At 36.2% G+C, this 20,922-nt stretch carries 21 protein-coding genes; 1 reads left to right on the plus strand and 20 read right to left on the minus strand.

Translation table 11 applies throughout. The features are described 5' to 3' along the window. Window positions 1-154 precede the first annotated feature (154 nt). From nuoN to RAH41_RS12955, 13 genes are all read right to left on the minus strand, one after another. Entirely contained in the window at window positions 155-1,651 is a 1,497-nt protein-coding gene (gene nuoN, locus RAH41_RS12895) for an NADH-quinone oxidoreductase subunit NuoN (RefSeq protein ID WP_331222908.1), read from the minus strand. Window positions 1,652-1,654: 3 nt separating this feature from the next. Then, window positions 1,655-3,163 (minus strand): NADH-quinone oxidoreductase subunit M, encoded by a 1,509-nt coding sequence (locus RAH41_RS12900; RefSeq protein WP_331222910.1) that lies wholly within the window; start codon window positions 3,161-3,163, stop codon window positions 1,655-1,657. Next, entirely contained in the window at window positions 3,160-5,016 is a 1,857-nt protein-coding gene (nuoL, locus tag RAH41_RS12905; protein ID WP_331222912.1) for an NADH-quinone oxidoreductase subunit L, read from the minus strand. The genes RAH41_RS12900 and nuoL overlap by 4 nt, the downstream gene beginning before the upstream one ends. Window positions 5,017-5,033: 17 nt before the next feature. Beyond that, complete coding sequence (gene nuoK, locus RAH41_RS12910; RefSeq protein WP_025568976.1) at window positions 5,034-5,348, minus strand: NADH-quinone oxidoreductase subunit NuoK; 315 nt, start codon at window positions 5,346-5,348, stop codon at window positions 5,034-5,036. After that, window positions 5,345-5,863, minus strand: coding sequence for an NADH-quinone oxidoreductase subunit J (locus RAH41_RS12915; RefSeq protein WP_331222914.1), 519 nt, complete (start codon window positions 5,861-5,863; stop codon window positions 5,345-5,347). The genes nuoK and RAH41_RS12915 overlap by 4 nt, the downstream gene beginning before the upstream one ends. Beyond that, window positions 5,860-6,279 (minus strand): NADH-quinone oxidoreductase subunit NuoI, encoded by a 420-nt coding sequence (gene nuoI / locus RAH41_RS12920; RefSeq protein ID WP_025568978.1) that lies wholly within the window; start codon window positions 6,277-6,279, stop codon window positions 5,860-5,862. Before nuoI ends, RAH41_RS12915 begins: the two co-directional genes overlap by 4 nt. A gap of 30 nt (window positions 6,280-6,309) precedes the next feature. Next, entirely contained in the window at window positions 6,310-7,311 is a 1,002-nt protein-coding gene (gene nuoH, locus RAH41_RS12925) for an NADH-quinone oxidoreductase subunit NuoH (protein WP_331222916.1), read from the minus strand. Then, window positions 7,311-8,411, minus strand: coding sequence for an NADH-quinone oxidoreductase subunit D (locus tag RAH41_RS12930; protein WP_025568980.1), 1,101 nt, complete (start codon window positions 8,409-8,411; stop codon window positions 7,311-7,313). Before RAH41_RS12930 ends, nuoH begins: the two co-directional genes overlap by 1 nt. 8 nt (window positions 8,412-8,419) lie before the next feature. Continuing rightward, a complete protein-coding gene (locus tag RAH41_RS12935) occupies window positions 8,420-9,754 on the minus strand; it encodes an NADH-quinone oxidoreductase subunit C (RefSeq protein WP_331222918.1) in 1,335 nt (444 codons plus the stop codon). Then, window positions 9,751-10,269 carry a NuoB/complex I 20 kDa subunit family protein gene (locus RAH41_RS12940; RefSeq protein WP_056469321.1) on the minus strand — a complete coding sequence of 173 codons (519 nt, stop codon included), beginning with the start codon at window positions 10,267-10,269 and terminating at the stop codon, window positions 9,751-9,753. The genes RAH41_RS12935 and RAH41_RS12940 overlap by 4 nt, the downstream gene beginning before the upstream one ends. Further along, window positions 10,260-10,628, minus strand: coding sequence for an NADH-quinone oxidoreductase subunit A (locus tag RAH41_RS12945; protein ID WP_056469320.1), 369 nt, complete (start codon window positions 10,626-10,628; stop codon window positions 10,260-10,262). Before RAH41_RS12945 ends, RAH41_RS12940 begins: the two co-directional genes overlap by 10 nt. Window positions 10,629-11,015: 387 nt before the next feature. Next, the gene (locus RAH41_RS12950; protein ID WP_331222920.1) at window positions 11,016-12,788 is read right to left on the minus strand and encodes a DHA2 family efflux MFS transporter permease subunit; all 1,773 of its coding nucleotides are present in this window, start codon (window positions 12,786-12,788) and stop codon (window positions 11,016-11,018) included. 12 nt (window positions 12,789-12,800) lie between these two features. Further along, the gene (locus RAH41_RS12955) at window positions 12,801-13,445 is read right to left on the minus strand and encodes an HlyD family secretion protein (RefSeq protein ID WP_419471602.1); all 645 of its coding nucleotides are present in this window, start codon (window positions 13,443-13,445) and stop codon (window positions 12,801-12,803) included. Window positions 13,446-13,671: 226 nt separating this feature from the next. Here RAH41_RS12955 and RAH41_RS12960 point away from each other — a divergent pair, with 226 nt between their 5' ends. Beyond that, window positions 13,672-14,292 (plus strand): TetR/AcrR family transcriptional regulator, encoded by a 621-nt coding sequence (locus tag RAH41_RS12960; protein ID WP_331222924.1) that lies wholly within the window; start codon window positions 13,672-13,674, stop codon window positions 14,290-14,292. An 85-nt stretch (window positions 14,293-14,377) separates the two neighbouring features. On the opposite strand, the gene RAH41_RS12965 is transcribed toward RAH41_RS12960, so the two are convergent. From RAH41_RS12965 to atpF, 7 genes are all read right to left on the minus strand, one after another. After that, on the minus strand, window positions 14,378-14,656 hold the full coding sequence (locus RAH41_RS12965) for a hypothetical protein (RefSeq protein ID WP_331222925.1): 279 nt from the start codon (window positions 14,654-14,656) through the stop codon (window positions 14,378-14,380). 698 nt (window positions 14,657-15,354) lie between these two features. Then, a complete protein-coding gene (locus RAH41_RS12970; RefSeq protein ID WP_331222926.1) occupies window positions 15,355-15,756 on the minus strand; it encodes a F0F1 ATP synthase subunit epsilon in 402 nt (133 codons plus the stop codon). Between the two features lie 82 nt (window positions 15,757-15,838). Next, window positions 15,839-17,251: a F0F1 ATP synthase subunit beta gene (gene atpD, locus RAH41_RS12975; protein WP_331222928.1), complete on the minus strand. Its 1,413-nt coding sequence runs from the start codon at window positions 17,249-17,251 to the stop codon at window positions 15,839-15,841. 64 nt (window positions 17,252-17,315) lie between these two features. Continuing rightward, window positions 17,316-18,170, minus strand: coding sequence for a F0F1 ATP synthase subunit gamma (locus RAH41_RS12980; protein ID WP_331222930.1), 855 nt, complete (start codon window positions 18,168-18,170; stop codon window positions 17,316-17,318). Window positions 18,171-18,256: 86 nt separating this feature from the next. After that, window positions 18,257-19,765: a F0F1 ATP synthase subunit alpha gene (atpA, locus tag RAH41_RS12985; RefSeq protein WP_331222931.1), complete on the minus strand. Its 1,509-nt coding sequence runs from the start codon at window positions 19,763-19,765 to the stop codon at window positions 18,257-18,259. Between the two features lie 20 nt (window positions 19,766-19,785). After that, window positions 19,786-20,325 (minus strand): F0F1 ATP synthase subunit delta, encoded by a 540-nt coding sequence (locus tag RAH41_RS12990; RefSeq protein ID WP_331222934.1) that lies wholly within the window; start codon window positions 20,323-20,325, stop codon window positions 19,786-19,788. Further along, window positions 20,322-20,825, minus strand: coding sequence for a F0F1 ATP synthase subunit B (gene atpF / locus RAH41_RS12995; protein WP_331223045.1), 504 nt, complete (start codon window positions 20,823-20,825; stop codon window positions 20,322-20,324). Before atpF ends, RAH41_RS12990 begins: the two co-directional genes overlap by 4 nt. Window positions 20,826-20,922 lie beyond the last annotated feature (97 nt).

A 20,922-nucleotide genomic window follows, 5' to 3' on the forward strand; every position in this document is an offset into this window, starting at 1 on the left:
CTTTTTCGCTCGATTTTTATAGAATAAATTTTCAGATTGCCTAGTTATCACTTTTAGAGCAAGTAATTTCAAAAAGTCTGAAAACCTAAATTTAAACTTTCTTTACAAATTAAAAAGTGTAGGAATTACCCTACACTTTTAATTTAAATATATTTTACGCCATAAAGAAATCTTTCACAATGTCTAGCTTATGAAATACATCTAATGCTAAAGATGGTTTAATACCCAATACAATTGTTAAAACAGCACAAACCAATACTACGAATAGATGTGTCTTAGGAAGTACAACTTTTCGATCTTCACCACTTCTAAAGAAAATATTTTGAAGGATGCCGAAATAGTAAAAATAAGATACCACAGTGGTTAAAAGTAGAATTCCACCTAATACATAATATCCTTTAATTTGGACGAAAGCCCCTAAGAAAATATTTAACTTTCCTATAAACCCTGCAGTTAATGGAATACCTGCCAGTGATAACACAAATATTGTCATTGATATCGCTAAAAATGGATTTGTTTTAATTAGCCCTGCAAATGATGATAATGAGTCAGATCCCCTTTGTTGTTGTACATTGTAGACAATTGTTAAAATTCCGATTGTCATGAATGTATAAGCTAATAAATAGAACCAGATTCCCTCAAACATGAATGGTGAAATACTTACAAATGCAACTAGAACATAACCTCCATGTGCAATACCTGAGTATGCAAGTATTCGCTTTAGGCTGTTTTGTTTTAAAGCAATTGTATTACCTATAATCATCGATAACGCGGCCAATGTGGCAACAACTGGTTGCATTACTTCAAATACAGATTTTTGTTCCTTCATCAATAATGCACCCGTGAAGATTGCTAAGAAGATGCGAAGTACGATAATAAACCCACCTGTTTTTGAAACTGTTGCTAAGAATGCTGTTACAGGTGTTGGAGCACCTTCATATACATCTGGTGCCCACATATGGAACGGAACAGACGCAAGTTTAAATGATAATCCAACAAATACTAGCACAAATGCTAGGATCATAAGAAATTCATTACTGCTTGGAATTCCTTGTTGAAGTGCCAAATTCATTTCAGTGATGTTTGTTGTACCTGTTAAGCCATAAGTATAGCTTAGTCCGAATAATGTGATTGCAGTTGAAATACCACCGTTAATTACATACTTAAGTGCGGCCTCGGAAGAGCCTTCTCTTCTCTTTTGAATTCCAACTAGAATATAAGATGAAATTGAAAGTAGCTCTAATCCAACAAATAATGTAATTAAATCACTACTTGAAGCCATATACATTGCTCCAATTAACGCTGTAATAAACAATGTATAGTATTCTGAGCGTTCTGCAATTGATTTATCTCCAAGAGCAAGTAATAAAACTAAGATTGCTCCAATTAATAAAATCGTTTTAAAGAGAAGCCCAAATGAATCAAGTTTAAATGATCCCGCTAATAGACTAATTGGTTTATGCGAATAAAGTGTGATCAACCATACTAGTGATCCAACTACACTTAGTAAACCAACCCAACCGACTATTTTGCGACTCGCATTTTTAGGTAGTAAGAGTTCAAGAGTTAATAGAAGAAGCGCAGCAGCTACTAGAATAATCTCAGGACCCATTGTTCCCCATTGAAATTCAGTTAATGCTTTCCATGTCATCTTCTATACACCTCTAATCCCTTGAATGATAAAATCCACTGATGACACAATCATATCATTTACGAAAGCTGGGTATACACCAAGCAGGACAATCGCAAATACTAAAATTACTGAAGCAATTGCTTCGCGTTTTGACAAATCAGTGAATGATGAAATAAATTCACTACTTTTACCGAAGCTTAATTGTAAAATCGCTCTCAAAATATAAGCTGCAGTTAAGATAATTCCTAATGTACCTACAGTCGCAATTGCTTTATGAGATTGGAAAAGACCAACAAAAGATAACCATTCTCCTACGAACCCTGATAAACCTGGTAAACCTAGCGATGCCATACCGCCGAAAAGCAATAAGCCGGCTAGTCTTGGAGCAGATTTAGAAAGACCCGATATACGGTCAAAACTAGTAGTATCACCTCGGTTTTCTAACATGCCAACTAGTAAAAATAGAAGTGCTGCAATTAAACCGTGAGATACTGATTGTAAAATTGCTCCTTGGATTCCAGCGCTATTCATTGCTGCTAATCCAATCATAACAATCCCCATATGTGAAAAACTTGAATATGCCAATACAGAGCGTAATTCCTTTTGGATTAAAGCAATATAAGCACCGTAAAGTAAATTAATTACACCAATAATCGCAAGAGCTACCGACATTTTTTCAAATTGCTCTGGGAAAATACCTAAAGCAAAACGAATTAAACCGTAAGTTCCAATTTTTAATAGAATACCAGCGTGAATGATTACTACAGCAGGGTTTGCTTGGGTATGAACATTCACCATCCATCGATGGAACGGGAATAATGGTAGTTTGATCGCAAATGCAATTAATAAACAAATTAATAGAACCATTTTTAAATGCTCTGAAATTGGACTAACTGTTTGGTGTCCTGCTGGAATGATGTTTGCTAAAACTTCATAATTTGTTGTGCCTGTGCGAGCAAATAGAACAGCAATAACAAATAATAAAAATGCAGATCCTAATCCGTTATAAATTAAGAATTGGTATCCAGCACGTTCACTATCAAATCGACCCCATTTGCCAATTAAGAAGAACATTGGAACTAGTGTTAATTCAAAGAATAAGAAGAACAACACTAAGTTCTGAGCTGCAAATACCCCAAACATACCTACTTGTAAAATAAATAATAGTTGATAGAAGCCTTTTGAACCTTTATTAATCGAATAACCTGCTATTACAGCGATTAAAGAAATAATACCAGTAAGTAAAATCATCACTAATGATAGACCGTCTACTCCAAGCTCAAAATTAACTTGAAACAATCTAGTTGATCCAGCGAAAAACTTTCCAAATGAAAACCAATCATATGAAATATTCCAATCTTTTAAACTAGAATGATTTTGACCCGCTATATAAGCAAGTATAGTAACTGCAAACGATAAAACTGAAGTCAATAAAGCCCAAAGCTTATAAGAATTCTTTGGTGCAAAAGAAACTAGTAATAATCCCAATAAAGGTGAGAAAACAACCCATAATAAGAAATGAGACATCATAAGTTGTACCCCCCTGTCACAACGATTGCTAATAAGATTAGAGCAAGGCCAAGTAATGTAATAAATCCATAAGTTTGGACTTGACCACTTTGAAGCCTTGAACCAATTCCACCGACACTATTTACAATTCCTTTTACAAGAACTGCAAGCCCTTCAATTACAAAACGCTCAATAGCAAACATTACATGTCCGATTGCAAACATACCTTTTACGATTGAACCGTTATACAATTCGTCAATATAATATTTATTAAGAAGAATTTCATAGAATAATCCGTTTTCTTCTTGTTTAGATTGTTTCACTTGTCTTCCATACATATTGTATGCAAGCGTAATACCAGCTAAAGAAACAAGCGTTGCTACGATCATAATCCAAACCGGCTCATGACTATGCTCTGCAATTGTAAATGGAGCCCCGTCTAATAAAAACTCATTTAAGTGACGACCAAAGAATGGCGTATTAATATAACCTGCAAATATAGCAAGGATCCCTAATAGTGACATTGGAAGAACCATTGACATCGGTGACTCGTGCGCACCTTTTGTCTTCTCTTCTCCAGTGAAAACTAAGAAAAATAATCGGAACATATAGAAAGAAGTAAAAAATGCCGCAATTAAAGCTACAATGAATAAAACGTAATTTCCATTTTCCCAAGTCGCAGCTAAAATCTCGTCCTTACTAAAGAAACCAGATAGTAATGGTACACCTGTAATGGCTAATGTACCAATTAAGAATAGTGTAGATGTCCATTTCATTTTCTGACGTAATCCACCCATTTTAAAGATGTCTTGAGTGTGTACGGCATGAATAACACTACCTGCTGCTAAGAATAACAATGCTTTAAAAAACGCATGAGTTGTTAAGTGGAAAATACTTGCTGTATAGCCACCTACACCTAATGCAAGCATCATATAGCCTAATTGACTGACTGTAGAGTATGCTAGTACTCGCTTAATATCTCTTTGCACTAGACCAATACTCGCTGCAAAGATCGCAGTAAATCCTCCAACAATCGCAACTACCGTTAAAGCAGTTCCACTAGCAATAAAGATTGGATAAGTCGTTGCTACTAAGTAAACACCGGCAGCTACCATTGTTGCTGCGTGAATTAATGCAGAAACAGGTGTTGGACCTTCCATCGCATCAGGAAGCCATGTATGAAGTGGAAACTGACCTGATTTACCCATTGCTCCTACGAAAATCAAGATCGCAATAAGTGTTAACATGCCAGTACTCACTTGTCCGCCTTGGATTACATTAAAAATTTGATCGAAATCAAAGCTCTTTGTTTTCCAAAATAAAAGTACCATTCCGATAAATAAACCAACGTCCCCTATTCTAGTCATAATGAACGCTTTTTTAGCTGCTGCTTTTGCTTCCTCTTTATAAAAGTAGAAACCAACAAGTAAAAATGAGCCTAAACCTACTAATTCCCAAAATACATAAAGTTGTAGAATGCTAGGTGAAATGACAAGTGCTAACATCGCAAAAGTAAATAAGCCTAAGTATGCGAAGAACACTGTAATTCGGTCATCCTCTTCCATATATGCAGTTGAATAAATATGTACTAATGTACTAACAAACGTAACGATTACTAACATTAACGAATTTAGTGCATTTACTACATATCCAACGTGAATATCGATATTTCCAATTGTTAACCAAGTATATAGTTTCTGCACTGTATCCCCTTGTAGACGGTCAAATAAGACGAACAAGGAGATGATGAATGAGATTCCTGTTAAAGTTGCTCCTAAAATCCCACTACCTTTCTTTCCTTTTGTACCAGCTAATATTAGAATTAGAAAGGAAATTAGCGGAAGTACCGGAACAAGCCAAGCATACTGCATCATCAAATTCCACCTCCTATTTATCTTTTCAATGAATCAGCTTCATCGATATTGACTGTCTGACGATGACGATACCATGCAATTAAAATTGCCACGCCCACTGCAGCTTCAGCAGCTGCTACTGAAATCGTAAATAATGAAAAAATTTGTCCTGTTAATGACGGTGCTACACCAAGCTTACTAAATGCTACTAAATTAATATTTGCGGCATTTAACATTAACTCGATACAAATTAACACGATTACTGTATTTCGTTTTGTTAATGCACCATATAAACCGATACAAAATAAAATTAGCGCTAAAAGAAGATAAGCATTAATTGGAACTGAACTCATTCCTTCGTACCCTCCTCTTTTGAATCATCTGATTTTGCTAAAATGATCGCACCTACTAAAGCAATTAGTAATAAAACAGACATTACTTCAAATGGCACAATATGATTTGTAAATAATTGTAATCCAATATTTTTCGTATTATTTGTTGCTAAATCAACATCTGATGCGTCGATTGAAAGTCCATTTACACCTAAAAACATAACGACTCCAAACGCAACAATACCGATTAATGCAGCAATATTTCTCCAATTTCTTTTTGGCTTTTCACTTTCAATATCATGTTTCGTTAACATGATTCCAAAAATCATTAAGATTGTTACTGCGCCTGAATAAATAAGAACTTGAACAACAGCTACGAATTCAGCTGATAAAAGGACATAAATCCCAGCAATACTAATGAATGTCAATACAAGCGAAAGCATCATATGCATAACTTTCGTTGAGTTTAACATCATTACACCACCTAAAATGGCTGATAAAGAAAGAAGAAAGAAAGCAACTACGAAACCACTCATGCTTTATTCTCCTTTCGAATGTTTTGATCATTTTCATCAAGCCATTGAAGGTCTTTAAATAATTCATCACGTGAATATTCAGCAAGTTCAAAGTTATTTGTCATAATGATTGCTTCTGTTGGACAAACTTCTGTACATAAATCACATAGAATACAAATTTCGAAATTAATATCGTATGTGTCGATAATTTTTCCTTTTTTCGTAGGATCAGGATGTTTTTTTCCAGTTAATGTAATACAGTCTGTTGGACAGATTGCTGAACATTGATTACAAACAATACATTTCTCAGGATAAAATTTTTGAATTCCACGAAAACGATCTGGTAACGGAATCGGCTGATTTGGATAATCATACGTCACTTTCTCGCGCGTTAAATTTTGAAGAGTATATTTTAAACCTTTTACTAACCCAATCATGACTCACACCCCTTTAGATTGGCTATTTGTTTAGAAGAACAAGCTTTTTACTAATGCAGTTATTAAAATATTAGCTAATGAAACTGGTAATAATACCTTCCAACCGAACTCCATTAATTGGTCAGCACGTAAACGTGGGAACGTTACACGGAACCAAATTAATAAATATAAAATTACACTAAATTTTAATGAGAACCATACGGCTCCAGGAATAAAATCTAGACCCGCTATTGGTTTCCATCCGCCTAAAAACAGAATCGTAATTAATGAACACATTGCAAAAAAGTAAACATACTCTGAAAGCATAAAAAATGCCCAACGGAATCCTGAAAACTCTGTATGATAACCTGCTACAAGTTCTGATTCAGCCTCAGGTAAATCAAAAGGTGTACGGTTTAATTCAGCCACAGCTGCAATTAAGAAAACGATAAAGGCAATTGGCTGAGTTACAATGAACCATACGTTGTCTTGTGCATTAACAATATCATTTAAATTTAAGCTTCCAGTTAATAAAATAACGCCTAATACGCTCATTACTAACGGAATTTCATATGAAATCATCTGTGCTGCTGCTCGCATACCACCAATAAGTGAGTATTTGTTATTTGAAGCCCACCCTGCTGTGACAACACCAACCGTTGTTAATCCTGAAACAGCAATATAGTAAAGTAATCCAACACCTATATCAGCAAACTGTAAGTTCTCTGTAAAAGGTAGAGTTGCTAATACCATAAACGCTGGTGCGAATGCGATGATCGGAGCAAGTATATATAATGGTTTATCTGCTGCTTTTGGAATTGTATCTTCTTTTAAAAGTAATTTTAATACGTCAGCAACAGTTTGAAGTAAACCATAACGTCCACCAACTTGGTTCGGTCCAATACGCCCTTGCATGAAACCCATTACTTTACGTTCTGATAAGATTCCAAAGGTTACGAAACCTAAGACTACAAATAGAAAAATAACGCCTAAGCCTAAATAGATGAGAAAATTTATCCAAGACGGTGTACTATGTAGAAGATTTTCTATCATTATCCGTCTACCTCCCCAAGTACAATATCTATACCACCTAAAATAGTGATTAAGTTTGCGATGTTTTCACCTTTTAATAACTTTGGAAGAATTTGCAGGTTATAAAAAGATGGTCGTCTAAACTTCAAACGATACGGCTCTTTTTTTCCATCACTTGCAATATAGCAACCGATTTCTCCACGAGGTGACTCGATTCTAACGTATCCTTCACCTTTAGGAGCCTTGATAATTTTAGGAACTTTTGCTAAAATATCACCTTCAGCAGGGAATTGTTCAACAGCTTGTTCTAAAATCTTTAATGACTCTTCAATTTCTAGCATTCTGCACATATATCGATCCCATGCATCGCCAACTGTTCCCACCGGTACATCGAAATCAAAGCGATCGTAAATTGAATATGGAGCATCTTTTCGTAGATCATATTTAACACCAGTACAGCGAAGATTTGCACCGCTTAATGAAAAATTAATTGCATCTTCTTGTGAATATGCACCAATACCTTTTACACGATTAATAAAGATTTCATTACCAGAAACTAAATCGTGATATCCTTTTAATTGCTCTCTCATATAAGGAATAAATTCTTTTACTTTTTCAATCCAACCTTCAGGAGCATCCCACTTAACCCCACCAACACGCATGTAGTTAAAAGTCAATCTAGCTCCACAAAGTTCGTTTAATAGATTGATAATCATTTCACGCTCACGAAAAGCATAAAGGAATGGACTCACTGCCCCAATATCTAGAAGGTTTGTACCCCACCAAACTAAGTGACTAGCAACGCGCCCTAATTCCATCGAAATAACGCGTAAATATTCTGCACGATCTGGAACTTTAATATCCATCATTGTTTCAACAGCATGGCAGATAACATAGTTATTTGTCATTGCTGATAGATAATCCATACGATCTGTATATGGAATAATCTGTGTATATTGAAGATTTTCAGCGATTTTCTCTGTACCACGGTGTAGATAACCGATGACAGGTGTCGCCTCTTTAATAATCTCTCCATCAATCTTTAACACAAGACGAAATACACCGTGTGTACTTGGATGCTGAGGTCCGACATTTAATAGCATTTCTTCCGTACGAATCATGGCTTATCCTACACCCCCTCATCAAATTGAACATAATCTTTTCTTAGTGGATAGCCAACCCAATTATCTGGCAGTAAAATACGTTCCAATTTTGGATGTCCTTCAAACTGAATACCAAGTAAGTCGTAGGCTTCACGCTCTGGCCAGTTAGCACCTTCCCAAATTGGAGTAATACTATCAACAATAGGTTGTTCACGGTCTGCTCTTACTTTTAAAACGATTCCATGTTTACGTTTATATGAATATATGTAAGAGTAAACTTCCATGTACTCAACAAAATCAGTTCCGTGTAATCCAGATAAATAAGTAAATTGTAGCTTTTCATTGTTCTTTAAGAATTGGGCTACTTTAAAATAAGCATCCCTTTTAATTGTAAAAGTTGGATCATGTTTAGATAGCGTATTAATAATTGCTGCCTCAATAACATCTGCTCCAAACTCTTTTTCAATCAATGCCTTTACCTCATCTAATAAAGGTTGATTATGAGAAGGTTTCACTTCTTCAACTGGTGCCTCTTTACCACCTTCTGTTTTACCTTTCGCTTTTGCCGCTGCTGCTGCTTTTGCTTTCGCAATTGCAATTGCCTTCGCTTTTGCTTTTGCCGCTTCGTCGTCTGAACCAGCAGTTGACGTGTCTTCTCCATCGGCTGCATTTTGTTTTGCCAATGCCGCTGCCTTTGCTTTTGCTGCTGCTACTGCTTTTGCCTTCGCTGCTGCTATTGCTTTCGCTTTTTCATCTTCTGGACCGTCTGCTGGTGCTTCTCCACCTTCTGCCGCTTTTTGCTTTGCTAATGCCGCTGCCTTTGCTTTTGCTGCCGCTACTGCTTTTGCCTTCGCCGCTGCTAATGCCTTTGCTTTGTCATCATCAGAAGTTGCCTCTTGCTCTCCTGATTGAGCCTGTTCGCCTGATTTTGCTGCTTTTTGTTTTGCAATTGCTGCTGCCTTTGCTTTTGCTGCTGCTACTGCTTTTGCCTTCGCCGTTGCTAATGCCTTTGCCTTATCATCATCAGAAGTCACCTCTGACTCTTCTGCTTGAGTCTGTTCGCTTGCTTCTGCTGCTTTTTGTTTTGCGATTGCTGCCGCTTTTGCCTTCGCCGCTGCTACAGCTTTTGCTTTCGCTAGTGCAAGTGCTTTCGCATTTTCATCTACTGAAGCAGGTTCCTCTTGTTTAACTTCATTTTCAACAGTAGGCTCCTCAACTAAAGGAAATTCTTCTTTTTGAGCTTCAGTATTTTTTGCAGCTTCTTTTTCTGCCTTCAACTGTTCCATTTTACGTCGAGCCGCTTCTTTAGCCTTTTCAGCTGCCTCTTTCTTCACCTGTTCTTTTGATTTATCTTCACTCACTTATTCGTCACCTGCTTTCCAGTTTTAGCTTCGTAACGAATCTTCTCTTTCAATTTGTTAATACCGTAAATTAATGCTGCCGGATTCGGAGGGCATCCAGGGATATAGACGTCTACAGGAACAATCTGGTCCACTCCTTTAACAACTGCATACGAGTTAACATATGGTCCACCAGCTGTTGCACATGATCCCATTGCAATTACCCATTTTGGTTCAGGCATTTGATCGTAAAGGCGTTTAACAATTGGCGCCATCTTTTTCGTTACAGTTCCAGAAACAATCATACAGTCAGATTGACGAGGAGAAGTACGGAAAAATGATCCAAATCGGTCTAAGTCATAATGAGAAGAACCTACACCCATCATTTCGATTGCACAACAAGCTAACCCGAATGTTAATGGCCACAACGAGTTACTTCTTGCCCATGCCTTCACTTCTTCCAAAGTCGTGAAAAAAATATTCTTTTGGAGTTCTTCCATTTCAGCAACAGAAATTCCATCTAACTTCATAACCATTTCAACACCTTCTTCTTCCAAGCATAAATAAGTCCAAGTAGTAGCATAAGAATAAAAATAATCATCTCTACAAAAGCAAAAAGCCCTAATTGATCATATGCAACCGCCCACGGATATAAGAAAACAGTTTCAACATCAAAAATAACGAATAATAGTGCAAAAATGTAATATCCAGCGTGGAAACGAACCTTCGCATCATGAAATGGTTCAATACCACTTTCATAAGTCGTTGCTTTTGCTTCAGTTGGTACATTTGGTCTTAAAATTTTACCTATTACCGAGAGTGCGACAACTGGAAGTGCAATTCCTATAACTAGAAACACAACTACGATCACATAATTATTTAAATAAGCATTCACGAAACTTGTCCCTCCTCTAACTAAAGAGCTCTACATTATATACTTATTATAAATATAATGTATTTTTCATTAATTTTTACTATTCAGTTTTGTAATCGTATCCATTATAACAAATGTGACAAAAACGTGTCGATATTTATTGCCAATAATCATAAAATTGAATAATATTGCTGGAAAATAAATTCCATTAATCATAAATGATCTTATATGTATGTTGTTCTAATAAATTTCTAATATTTCAAATGTCATTACCAGTTACTAAATTTTTATATCAGTATAAAGGTTATCCACAAATCCACAGAAAGTTATTCACAATTCACACAAATTAAAAAATAGTGATAATTGTCGAAAAAAAAAACCAGTTCAAAACATGAACTGGCCATTTTTTTAAGATGCAATCGTTTCTGAAGACTGCTTATTTTGATTTTTAGATTTAGATTGTGTAAACTTTCTACTTTTTGTACTTCCCATAAAGAATGAAAGTACTAATGCAATACCAGACAATGCAGTTGCAAAGATAAATGCATCATTGATTCCATTAATAGATGCTAATTTCGACGCCTGGCTATAAAGGGTTGTTACCGCTAATGATCCACCTTGTGTTGGTGTTAATCCAGCTGCTGCAGCTATCTGCGCCCCAGTTTGATGAATCCAATCCATAATGAATGGATTCGTTGATGTTACTTCATTTGAGAAGTCCGCCATGTGATTTGTCGTTTGAGTCGTCATAATTGTAACAAGGACTGCTGTACCTACCGAACCTGCAACTTGTCGCAGTGTATTTTGAGTTGCAGTACCATGCGATATCATCTTAAGTGGTAACTTATTTAAACCAGCAGTCATAATTGGCATCATAATAAATGACATACCGAATGAACGTAAAGTATAGAAAAACATAATTTTTAAATACGGTGTATCAATAGACAATTTAGTGAACTCATAGGTAGTAAAAGTCATAATAAGTAGACCAAAAATTGCTAAAGGACGGATACCATATTTATCGAACAATTTACCCGTAAGTGGTCCGAGCGCACCCATTATCAATGAACCAGGAAGCAATAATAATCCTGCTCTAATTGGTGTAAACCCACGAATGTTTTGTAAATAAAGAGGTAGTAAAATCATCCCTCCGTATAAAGCAGTCGTAACGATTAAGTTAATTAATAAAGTGTAAGTAAACGAAAAAGATTTAAATACTTTTAAATTGATTAATGGTTGTTTAGCAGTTAATTCTCTCCACACAAATAACCCTAAACTAATACAAGCAATTACTAAAGAAAGAACTACTTCAGTGCTACCCCAACCTTTATTACCAGCTTCACTAAATCCATATAATAAACTTCCGAATCCTAGTGACGAGCTTATTACTCCCCAAATATCCAAAGTTGGGAATGAACGTTTACGTGAAATATGAAACCAAGCATTAGACAAAATAATTGAAATGACACCTAACACAGCCATTCCGTAAAATAAGAAATGCCATGAATAATCTTGTACTACATACCCAGTTATTGTTGGGCCAATAGCTGGAGCCAAGATCATTGCAATCCCCATTAAGCCCATTGCTGCCCCACGCTTTTCAGGAGGGAAAATCGTCATAAAGATATTCATACCAAGTGGCATTAAAATACCAGCCCCGACCGCTTGAACTACGCGACCTACCATCATAACTGGGAAGTTTCCTGATAAAGCACAAATAATTGAACCGATTGTAAAGGCAATCATCGAAAAGATAAATAGTTTTCGATAAGTAAATGTATCAACTAAGTAAGCACTGACCGGGATTAAAATACCATTCACTAACATAAAACCAGTAGATAACCATTGTGCAGTCGAAGTAGTTACATTAAAATCTGCCATTAGCTTCGGTAAAGCAACGTTAATTAATGTTTGATTTAAAATAGACACGAACATCCCTAGTAATAGTACTGTCAAAACTTTTCCCATACTAAAGCTCTGTTTTTCACTTGACTCAGATGGAATTGATTTCTTTTGAACTTCTTCAGTTTTTTCTATATTAGTTGGTTCTTCCGATTGGACCGTTTCTTCTCTTTTATCTATTTTTAGGTCATTTTCTTTTTTTCTTAATACAATTCGATTAATAATAAAGAAAACAATTAAGCAAAACCCTCCATATGCAATGATCATTCCTGTAGACATTGAAATTCCTCCTTACTTATGGATACGAACAGAAGCATTCATTCCTGGAACAATTTCAAATGATTTATTATGATCTAAAGCAATTCTTACAGGTACAACCTGCTCAACTTTTGTATAGTTTGCATTAGAGTTTCCAGAAGGTAATAAACTAAATGTATTTGCAGTTGTTAATCCAACAAATTCCACAGTACCTGTTAAAGTAGTATCTGGATATGCGTCAACATACACATCAACCTCTTGACCTTTTTTAACATCTTCTACTTCAGTTTCTTTAATATTTGCAGTAACCCAAAGATTATCTAAGTTATATGCATAACCAAGAGTTGAACCTGTTCCAACTAATTGATCTTTAATTGCATTTGCTTGAACAATCGTAGCATTTGTTGGTACTGAAACCGATACTTCATGTGCAGTATCTCCAGCTGTTTGAGGAGCAGTTAAAACTTTCCCGATTGATTCATTTGGTGAAAATGTTTTTCCAAATGTACCTGACCATGACTCAAGCTTACCAGCAGCAGGAGATGAAATAACAATTTGTTGCCCATCTATTTTTGCATTATCAGTTTTAATATAATTTGTTGATTGATCATAATAGTAATAACCAGCAAATCCACCAGCAACTAATATGATTAAAGTAATTATGTTAACAAACACCATTTTCTTCATGTTCCCCATAAATAAAATTCCTCCTAAATTTTTAATCGTTTCTTTATATAGGTAACAAAAGTAAAGCAACACATTGTCGTTTTACTTCTCATAGTTTTTAATTATAATTGATTTATAAACGTACTCAACCGTTAATAATTAAAAATTTGTTGTTTAAGCAACACTACTATTATTAACTGTTTAATTTCTTAAAGTTATTTAATAAAGGAGTTTTAAAATGAGCATTAAAAATAATCTTGACCCTCGTGTCATTCGAACTAGACAACTTTTACAAGATGCATTAATTACGCTACTATCAGATAAAGAATTCGAAGCGATTAGTGTACAAGATATAACTAAAAAAGCAAATGTTAATAGAGCAACCTTTTATAGCCATTACGAAGACAAATACCAAATGGTCCGCCAAATCGTTAGAGAAAAACTAGTTGATTTGGACAACGCCATGAAAAATGTAGATTTTAGTAATTATGACGGAAACCCAAACTCCCTCGACGAAATGGCCTTAAAATCCTACTTTCACCTATTCGAACATATCGAAAAAAACAGTTACTTCTACAAAGTCCTACTAAAACGACAAGGACCGAATATTTTTAGAAGAAGACTTTACGAAGTATTATCAACAACGTTCGAAAAAGGCATTGTATTCATACAACCCAAAAAAAATAAATACCTTGTCCCAGGCGACCTATTAGTAAGTTATATATCTGGTGCAACTCTCAGCGTAATATCATTTTGGGTTGAAAATGACATGCCATACACAAAAAAACAAATGGCAGAATACCTTTTAAAAATATCAAGAAATGGCGTTTTAACAACAGCGGGATTGGAATTAAACTAAAAAGAGGATTGCTGTGATAGCTCGTCAAAAAGTGTGTTTTATCTTTTTTGGTTCCTGATGATGGTAGGTTTAGTTTGCGTAGGAGTCATGAAGCTGAGTATATTGAGGATATATGTAGGAATTCGAGAAGTTGAAAAAAACGTTTTTCGTTGTCTAACAATCTTAAATCTTGAATTACTATATACCGTTCCTTATTAAAAAAAATTAAATGATAATCCAGGGATTTTTCACCATGAAACCCCGCTTTAAATTTTGCAAGATCATCTTCTATTCTCACTTTTTGGATGTGCTCGTTGGGTAATCTTCTAATTAGAGCTTCAAGTTTCCTAAAAGTAAAAGGAACAGTTCTTTCTTTCAAAATCATTTAATCACCTCTTTTTTATTTTATGATAAAGTTCGACATAATTTTTGTTTCACCTCCTAATTATGATTATGAATTGTTTAAGTGAATGGGTGTCTATTCTTCAGTTTTTTTACTGATTAAGATCGATATTGCCTAATTTTAATTAATTTCTTTGAATTATCGTACTAAAATCAAGTCAAAATAATATTCCATAAGGAAAATTTTTAATTATTTTAAAAGGGTAATGTACTTTATTCGCGATTCATCTGTTTTATATTGCGATTATCTAATATTAATTGCTATTTTGCTTATTTATTTGTGATTCTCATAATTTAATTGCGATTCTCATAATTTAATAGCTATTTTCAATTTTTAATTGCGGTTCATCAATTTTATTTGCGTTAATCCTATTTTATTTGCGGATATACTTGTACGGGTTAATTTGGCCCATCCTTTTATTTCAAAACCTATTAGTACGTTAACTAGCAACCCCACCCAAACAAAAAAAGAGCCCCAAAAGGGCTCTTTTCAGACTGTTGACAAACGCTCGCTTTCTTCGTTACTTCGCCTGTCTGCGGTGCTCATTACCGTCTAGGGTAACTCCGCTCCTCAACAGCCTTCGCACCTCGAAAGACAAGCGCTTGCAATCAGTCTGAAAATCAAGTTTTTAGTACTTTGTCTACACACTGAAAAGAGCCCCAAAAGGGCTCTTTTTTTAATTACTTATATTGTGCTACGTTTAAACGGTTCATTGCTTTGTGTAATGCAAGTTCTGCACGTTTGATATCTGTGTCAGGACGTCTTTCTTGTAGACGTTTTTCTGCACGTTTTTTTGCTTCTACTGCACGCTCAACGTCGATTTCAGTTGATGCTTCAGCAGATTGAGCCAATATTGTAACGGCTTCAGGTCGAATTTCAATGAATCCGCCACTAACTGCAACGTAATCTGTTCCAGCTGGTGTTTTAATTTTAACAGGTGCTGTTGCTAACGGTGCCACAGTTGAGATGTGTCCTGGTAAAATACCTAGCTCACCGCTAGTTGCTTTCGTGCTAACGAATTCTGTTTCGCCTTCATAAGCCGGTCCATTAGGAGTGACGATACTGACTTTCATTGTCTTCATAGTGAACTCCTCCTGTCTAGCTTCGTGAGCTAATCAAGTCCATTCAGTTAGAATGATGAACAAGCTTTCGATTAGACAATTATTATACTAGTGTTTTTGCTTTTTCTACTACTTCTTCAATGCGTCCAACTAGACGGAATGCATCTTCTGGAAGAGTATCATATTTACCTTCTAAGATTTCTTTGAATCCACGAACAGTTTCTTTTACTGGTACGTAAGAACCTTTTTGTCCTGTGAATTGCTCCGCAACGTGGAAGTTTTGAGATAAGAAGAATTGAATACGACGAGCACGAGCTACGACTAATTTATCTTCTTCTGATAACTCATCCATACCTAAGATTGCGATGATATCTTGAAGTTCTCTATAACGTTGTAAAGTTGATTGAACTTGACGAGCGATTTCATAGTGCTCAACTCCAACAACCTCTGGGTTAAGTGCACGAGATGTAGATGCTAATGGATCTACCGCTGGGTAAATACCCATCTCAGATAAACGACGCTCTAAGTTTGTTGTTGCATCTAAGTGAGCGAACGCTGTAGCTGGTGCTGGATCCGTATAGTCATCGGCAGGAACGTAAATCGCTTGAATCGAAGTTACAGAACCTTTGTTTGTTGAAGTGATACGCTCTTGTAATTGACCCATTTCAGTAGCAAGAGTTGGTTGGTAACCTACGGCAGAAGGCATACGACCTAATAAGGCAGAAACCTCAGAACCTGCTTGAGTGAAACGGAAAATGTTATCGATGAAGAATAACACGTCTTGTCCTTGCTCATCACGGAAATATTCAGCCATTGTTAAACCAGATAAAGCAACACGTTGACGTGCTCCAGGTGGTTCGTTCATTTGTCCGAATACCATCGCTGTTTTCTTGATAACACCAGAATCTGTCATTTCATGGTATAAGTCGTTACCTTCACGAGTACGCTCACCTACACCTGCGAATACTGAGATACCGCCGTGCTCTTGTGCGATGTTATTGATTAATTCTTGAATTAATACAGTTTTACCTACACCCGCACCACCGAATAGACCGATTTTACCACCTTTGATATAAGGAGCTAATAAGTCTACTACTTTGATACCAGTTTCAAGAATTTCTACTTTTGTTGTTAATTCTTCAAATTTAGGTGCTTGACGGTGAATTGGATCACGACGCACGTCTGCTCCAATTTCTTCATCTAAGTCAATGTTGTCACCTAATACATTAAATACGCGTCCTAATGTAGCGTCACCAACTGGAACCGAAATAGGTTTTCCTGTGTCAACTGCTACCATTCCACGTACTAATCCATCAGTTGAAGCCATTGCAACTGTACGAACAGTATCGTCACCTAAGTGAAGAGCAACTTCTAATGTTAAATCAATGTTTACTTCATTAGCGCTTCCTGCTTCTTTACGAACACGTAACGCATTATATATTTGTGGTAATTGGCCGTTTTCGAACTTTACGTCTACTACTGGACCTAATACCTGAGTAATAATACCATTGCTCATCGCTTTTCCTCCTAGCATTGTTTCCTTTAAAGCCGATCAATTTATATTACTGTTTGAAGACAGATTAACCTAATGCAGCTGCACCGCCGACAATCTCAGTAATTTCTTGTGTAATAGCTGCTTGACGCGCACGGTTATAGTGAAGAGTAAGCTTGCTGATAACTTCTTTTGCGTTATCAGTTGCATTTTTCATCGCTGTCATACGTGAAGCGTGTTCACTAGCTTTAGAATCTAATAATGCACCATAGATTAAGCTTTCTGCATATTGAGGCAGTAATACTTCTAAGATTTCATCATCAGATGGTTCAAATTCGTAGTTAGTTGTTGCTTTACCTGTGTCAATATCTGTTAAAGGTAGAAGCTTTTTCTCAGAAACCTCTTGAGAAATCTTACTTACGAAATGGTTATAAGATAAGTAAAGCTCATCAAAAATGCCGTCTGTGTACATTTGAACTGTACGATTAGCAAATTTTTGAATATCATCGAATGAAGGTTGATCTGGAATTCCAAGAACCTCTTCAACGATTGGATAACCTAAACGCTTAAAGTAGTCACGTCCTACTCGACCTAGTACAATAATTGCAAATTCATCATTTGACTTATGACGTTCTTTAATTGTATTTGTTACCGCACGTAATACGTTACTATTAAATGCACCAGCTAAACCACGATCTGATGTGATGACAATGTAACCAGTCTTTTTAACTGGACGAGTTACTAGCATCGGATGACTACTGTTTACACCTTTTGCCACGCTACCAACTACTTCTTGCATTTTTTCCATGTAAGGAACGAATTGCTTAGAGTTTTGCTCAGCGCGGTTTAATTTAGCAGCAGAAACCATCTCCATCGCTTTTGTGATTTGGCTTGTCTTTTTTGTTGAATTAATCTTTGTTTTTATATCGCGTAATGATGCCACAGGTTTTCACCACCTTTTGGTAAACAGTTAAATGAAGGACGAGCTTATAGCCCGTTCCTTCAAATCCAGATATTTAAATCGCCTTCTTATTTAGAAGCAATAAAGTTCTTTTTAAAGCTTGTGATTGCAGCGTCAAGGTCAGCTTCGTTTGGTAATTTACCAGTATCACGAATAGCATCTAAAAGACCTCTTGCGTTTACGTCCATCCAAGCTAACATTTCTTCTTCAAAACGTGTAATGTCTTCAACTGCTACGCTGTCTAAGTGACCACGTGTTAATGCATATAAAGATGTTACTTGTTTTTCTACTTTTAATGGTTTGTGTAAACCTTGTTTAAGGATTTCAACTGTACGAGCACCACGGTTAAGTTTAGCTTGAGTTGCTTTATCTAAGTCTGAACCGAACGCAGCAAACGCTTCTAACTCACGGTATGACGCTAAGTCAAGACGTAGAGTACCTGCTACTGATTTCATCGCTTTAATTTGCGCTGAACCACCAACACGTGATACAGAAAGACCTGCATTAATCGCTGGACGTACGCCAGAGAAGAATAAGTCAGACTGTAAGAAGATTTGTCCGTCAGTAATTGAGATTACGTTTGTTGGAATATAAGCTGAGATATCACCAGCTTGTGTTTCGATGAATGGTAATGCAGTTAAAGAACCGCCACCTAATTCATCATTTAACTTAGCTGCACGCTCTAATAAGCGAGAGTGTAAGTAGAATACATCCCCTGGATATGCTTCACGACCTGGAGGACGTTTTAATAGTAATGAAAGCTCACGGTAAGCTACCGCTTGTTTTGATAAATCATCGTAAACTACTAATACGTGTTTACCATTGTACATAAACTCTTCACCCATAGTTACACCAGCGAAAGGAGCTAAGTATAACATTGGAGCTGGAGATGAAGCAGGTGCAGTTACAACGATTGTGTAATCTAAAGCGCCATGCTTACGTAAAGTTTCAACAAGTCCACGAACTGTTGATTCTTTTTGACCGATTGCAACATAGATACAGATCATGTTTTGGTCAGCTTGGTTAAGGATTGTATCGATTGCTACAGATGTTTTACCAGTTTGACGGTCACCGATGATTAACTCACGTTGACCACGTCCGATTGGTACAAGAGCGTCAATCGCCTTAATACCAGTTTGTAATGGCTCATGTACTGATTTACGTGCCATAACGCCTGGTGCTGGATTTTCGATTGGACGAGTTTTTGAAGTCGCGATTGGGCCTAAACCATCAACTGGTTGACCTAATGGATTTACTACACGACCGATTAATTCTTCACCAACTGGAACTTGCATGATGCGTCCAGTACGACGAACCTCGTCGCCTTCTTTAATGCCTGTGTAAGGACCTAAGATAACGATACCTACGTTGTTTTCTTCTAAGTTTTGTGCTAGTCCCATAACGCCGTTAGAGAACTCAACTAGCTCCCCTGACATACATTGGTCAAGACCATGAGCACGAGCGATACCGTCACCAACTTGGATAACTGTACCAACATCACTAACTTCTATTTCAGTTTGGTAATTTTCGATTTGCTTTTTAATCAGCGCACTGATTTCTTCAGCTTTGATGCTCATGCATTTCACCCCTCTACAAACTATTTTGCGATTAATTCACGTTCAATTCGAACAAGTTTATTTTTTAAAGTTCCGTCATAAATACGATTTCCAATACGTACTTTATAACCACCAATTAATGTTGAATCTATTTCATTCGTAATTCTTAAAGAATTTTTACCTAATTTCGAAGCAAATAATGCTCCAATTTTATCTAGTTCTTCAGAAGACATTTTATCTACAGAGTAAACCGTTGCATCCGCAATATTACGAGATTCATTCGCAATTTGAATATATTCAGTTACTAAGCTAGGAATGATGTTTACTCGCCCACGATCAACTAGTAAACAAACTAGATTCAATACCGTTTCAGAAATTGAAGCAAACGTGTCATTTAAAACAGACTTTTTGCTTTCTTTTGTGATTCCAGGGTGTTGTAAAAACTTATTTAACTCTAAGTTTCCTACATACTCCTTTTTCACTACTTGTAAGTCATGTTCAACAGTTTCAACTAAGTTTTGTTCAGTTGCTAATTCAAAAAGAGCGTTTGCGTAGCGTTTTGCAACTAATTCGTTACTCATTTAGCTTCGCCTACTTCTTTAAGATATTGATCAAAAATAGCAGATTGGTCTTCAGTTTTCACTTCTTTTTCAAGAACTTTAGAAGCAATTAATACAGATAATGAAGCCACTTGTTGTTGAACTGATTGTACTGCAAGCTCTTTTTCACGAGTAATTTCACGCATAGCGCTTTCTTTTAAGTTTTCAGCTTCTGCTTTAGCTGCTGCAACGATTTCTTCACGTTGTACGTCAGCTTGCTTTCTAGCTTTCTCAAGAAGTTCTTGAGCTTCTTTACGAGCTGCAACTAACTCTTGCTTTTGCTCTTCAACTAGTTTCATTGCATCAGCATTGTTTTTCTCAGCTGAGTCTAATTGATTAGCGATGTGATCTTCACGTTGTTTCATAATTCCCATTACAGGTCCTAATGCATACTTACGTAATAAAGCAAGTAGGATTAAGAAGATTACTAATTGAAACGCTACATCGCCCCAAGGTATACCATGTCCGTTTGCTTCACCGATTACGAATAATGAACCGTTTAACACAAGCCTTCACTCCCTTCGAGGGTATCTTTTAATAATTTTTCTTTTTATAACATAGCTTAGGGCTCTTACCGAC

It is taken from the genome of Gottfriedia acidiceleris (assembly GCF_036421055.1).
In the GTDB taxonomy this organism is placed as follows: Bacteria; Bacillota; Bacilli; order Bacillales; family Bacillaceae_G; genus Gottfriedia; species Gottfriedia acidiceleris_C.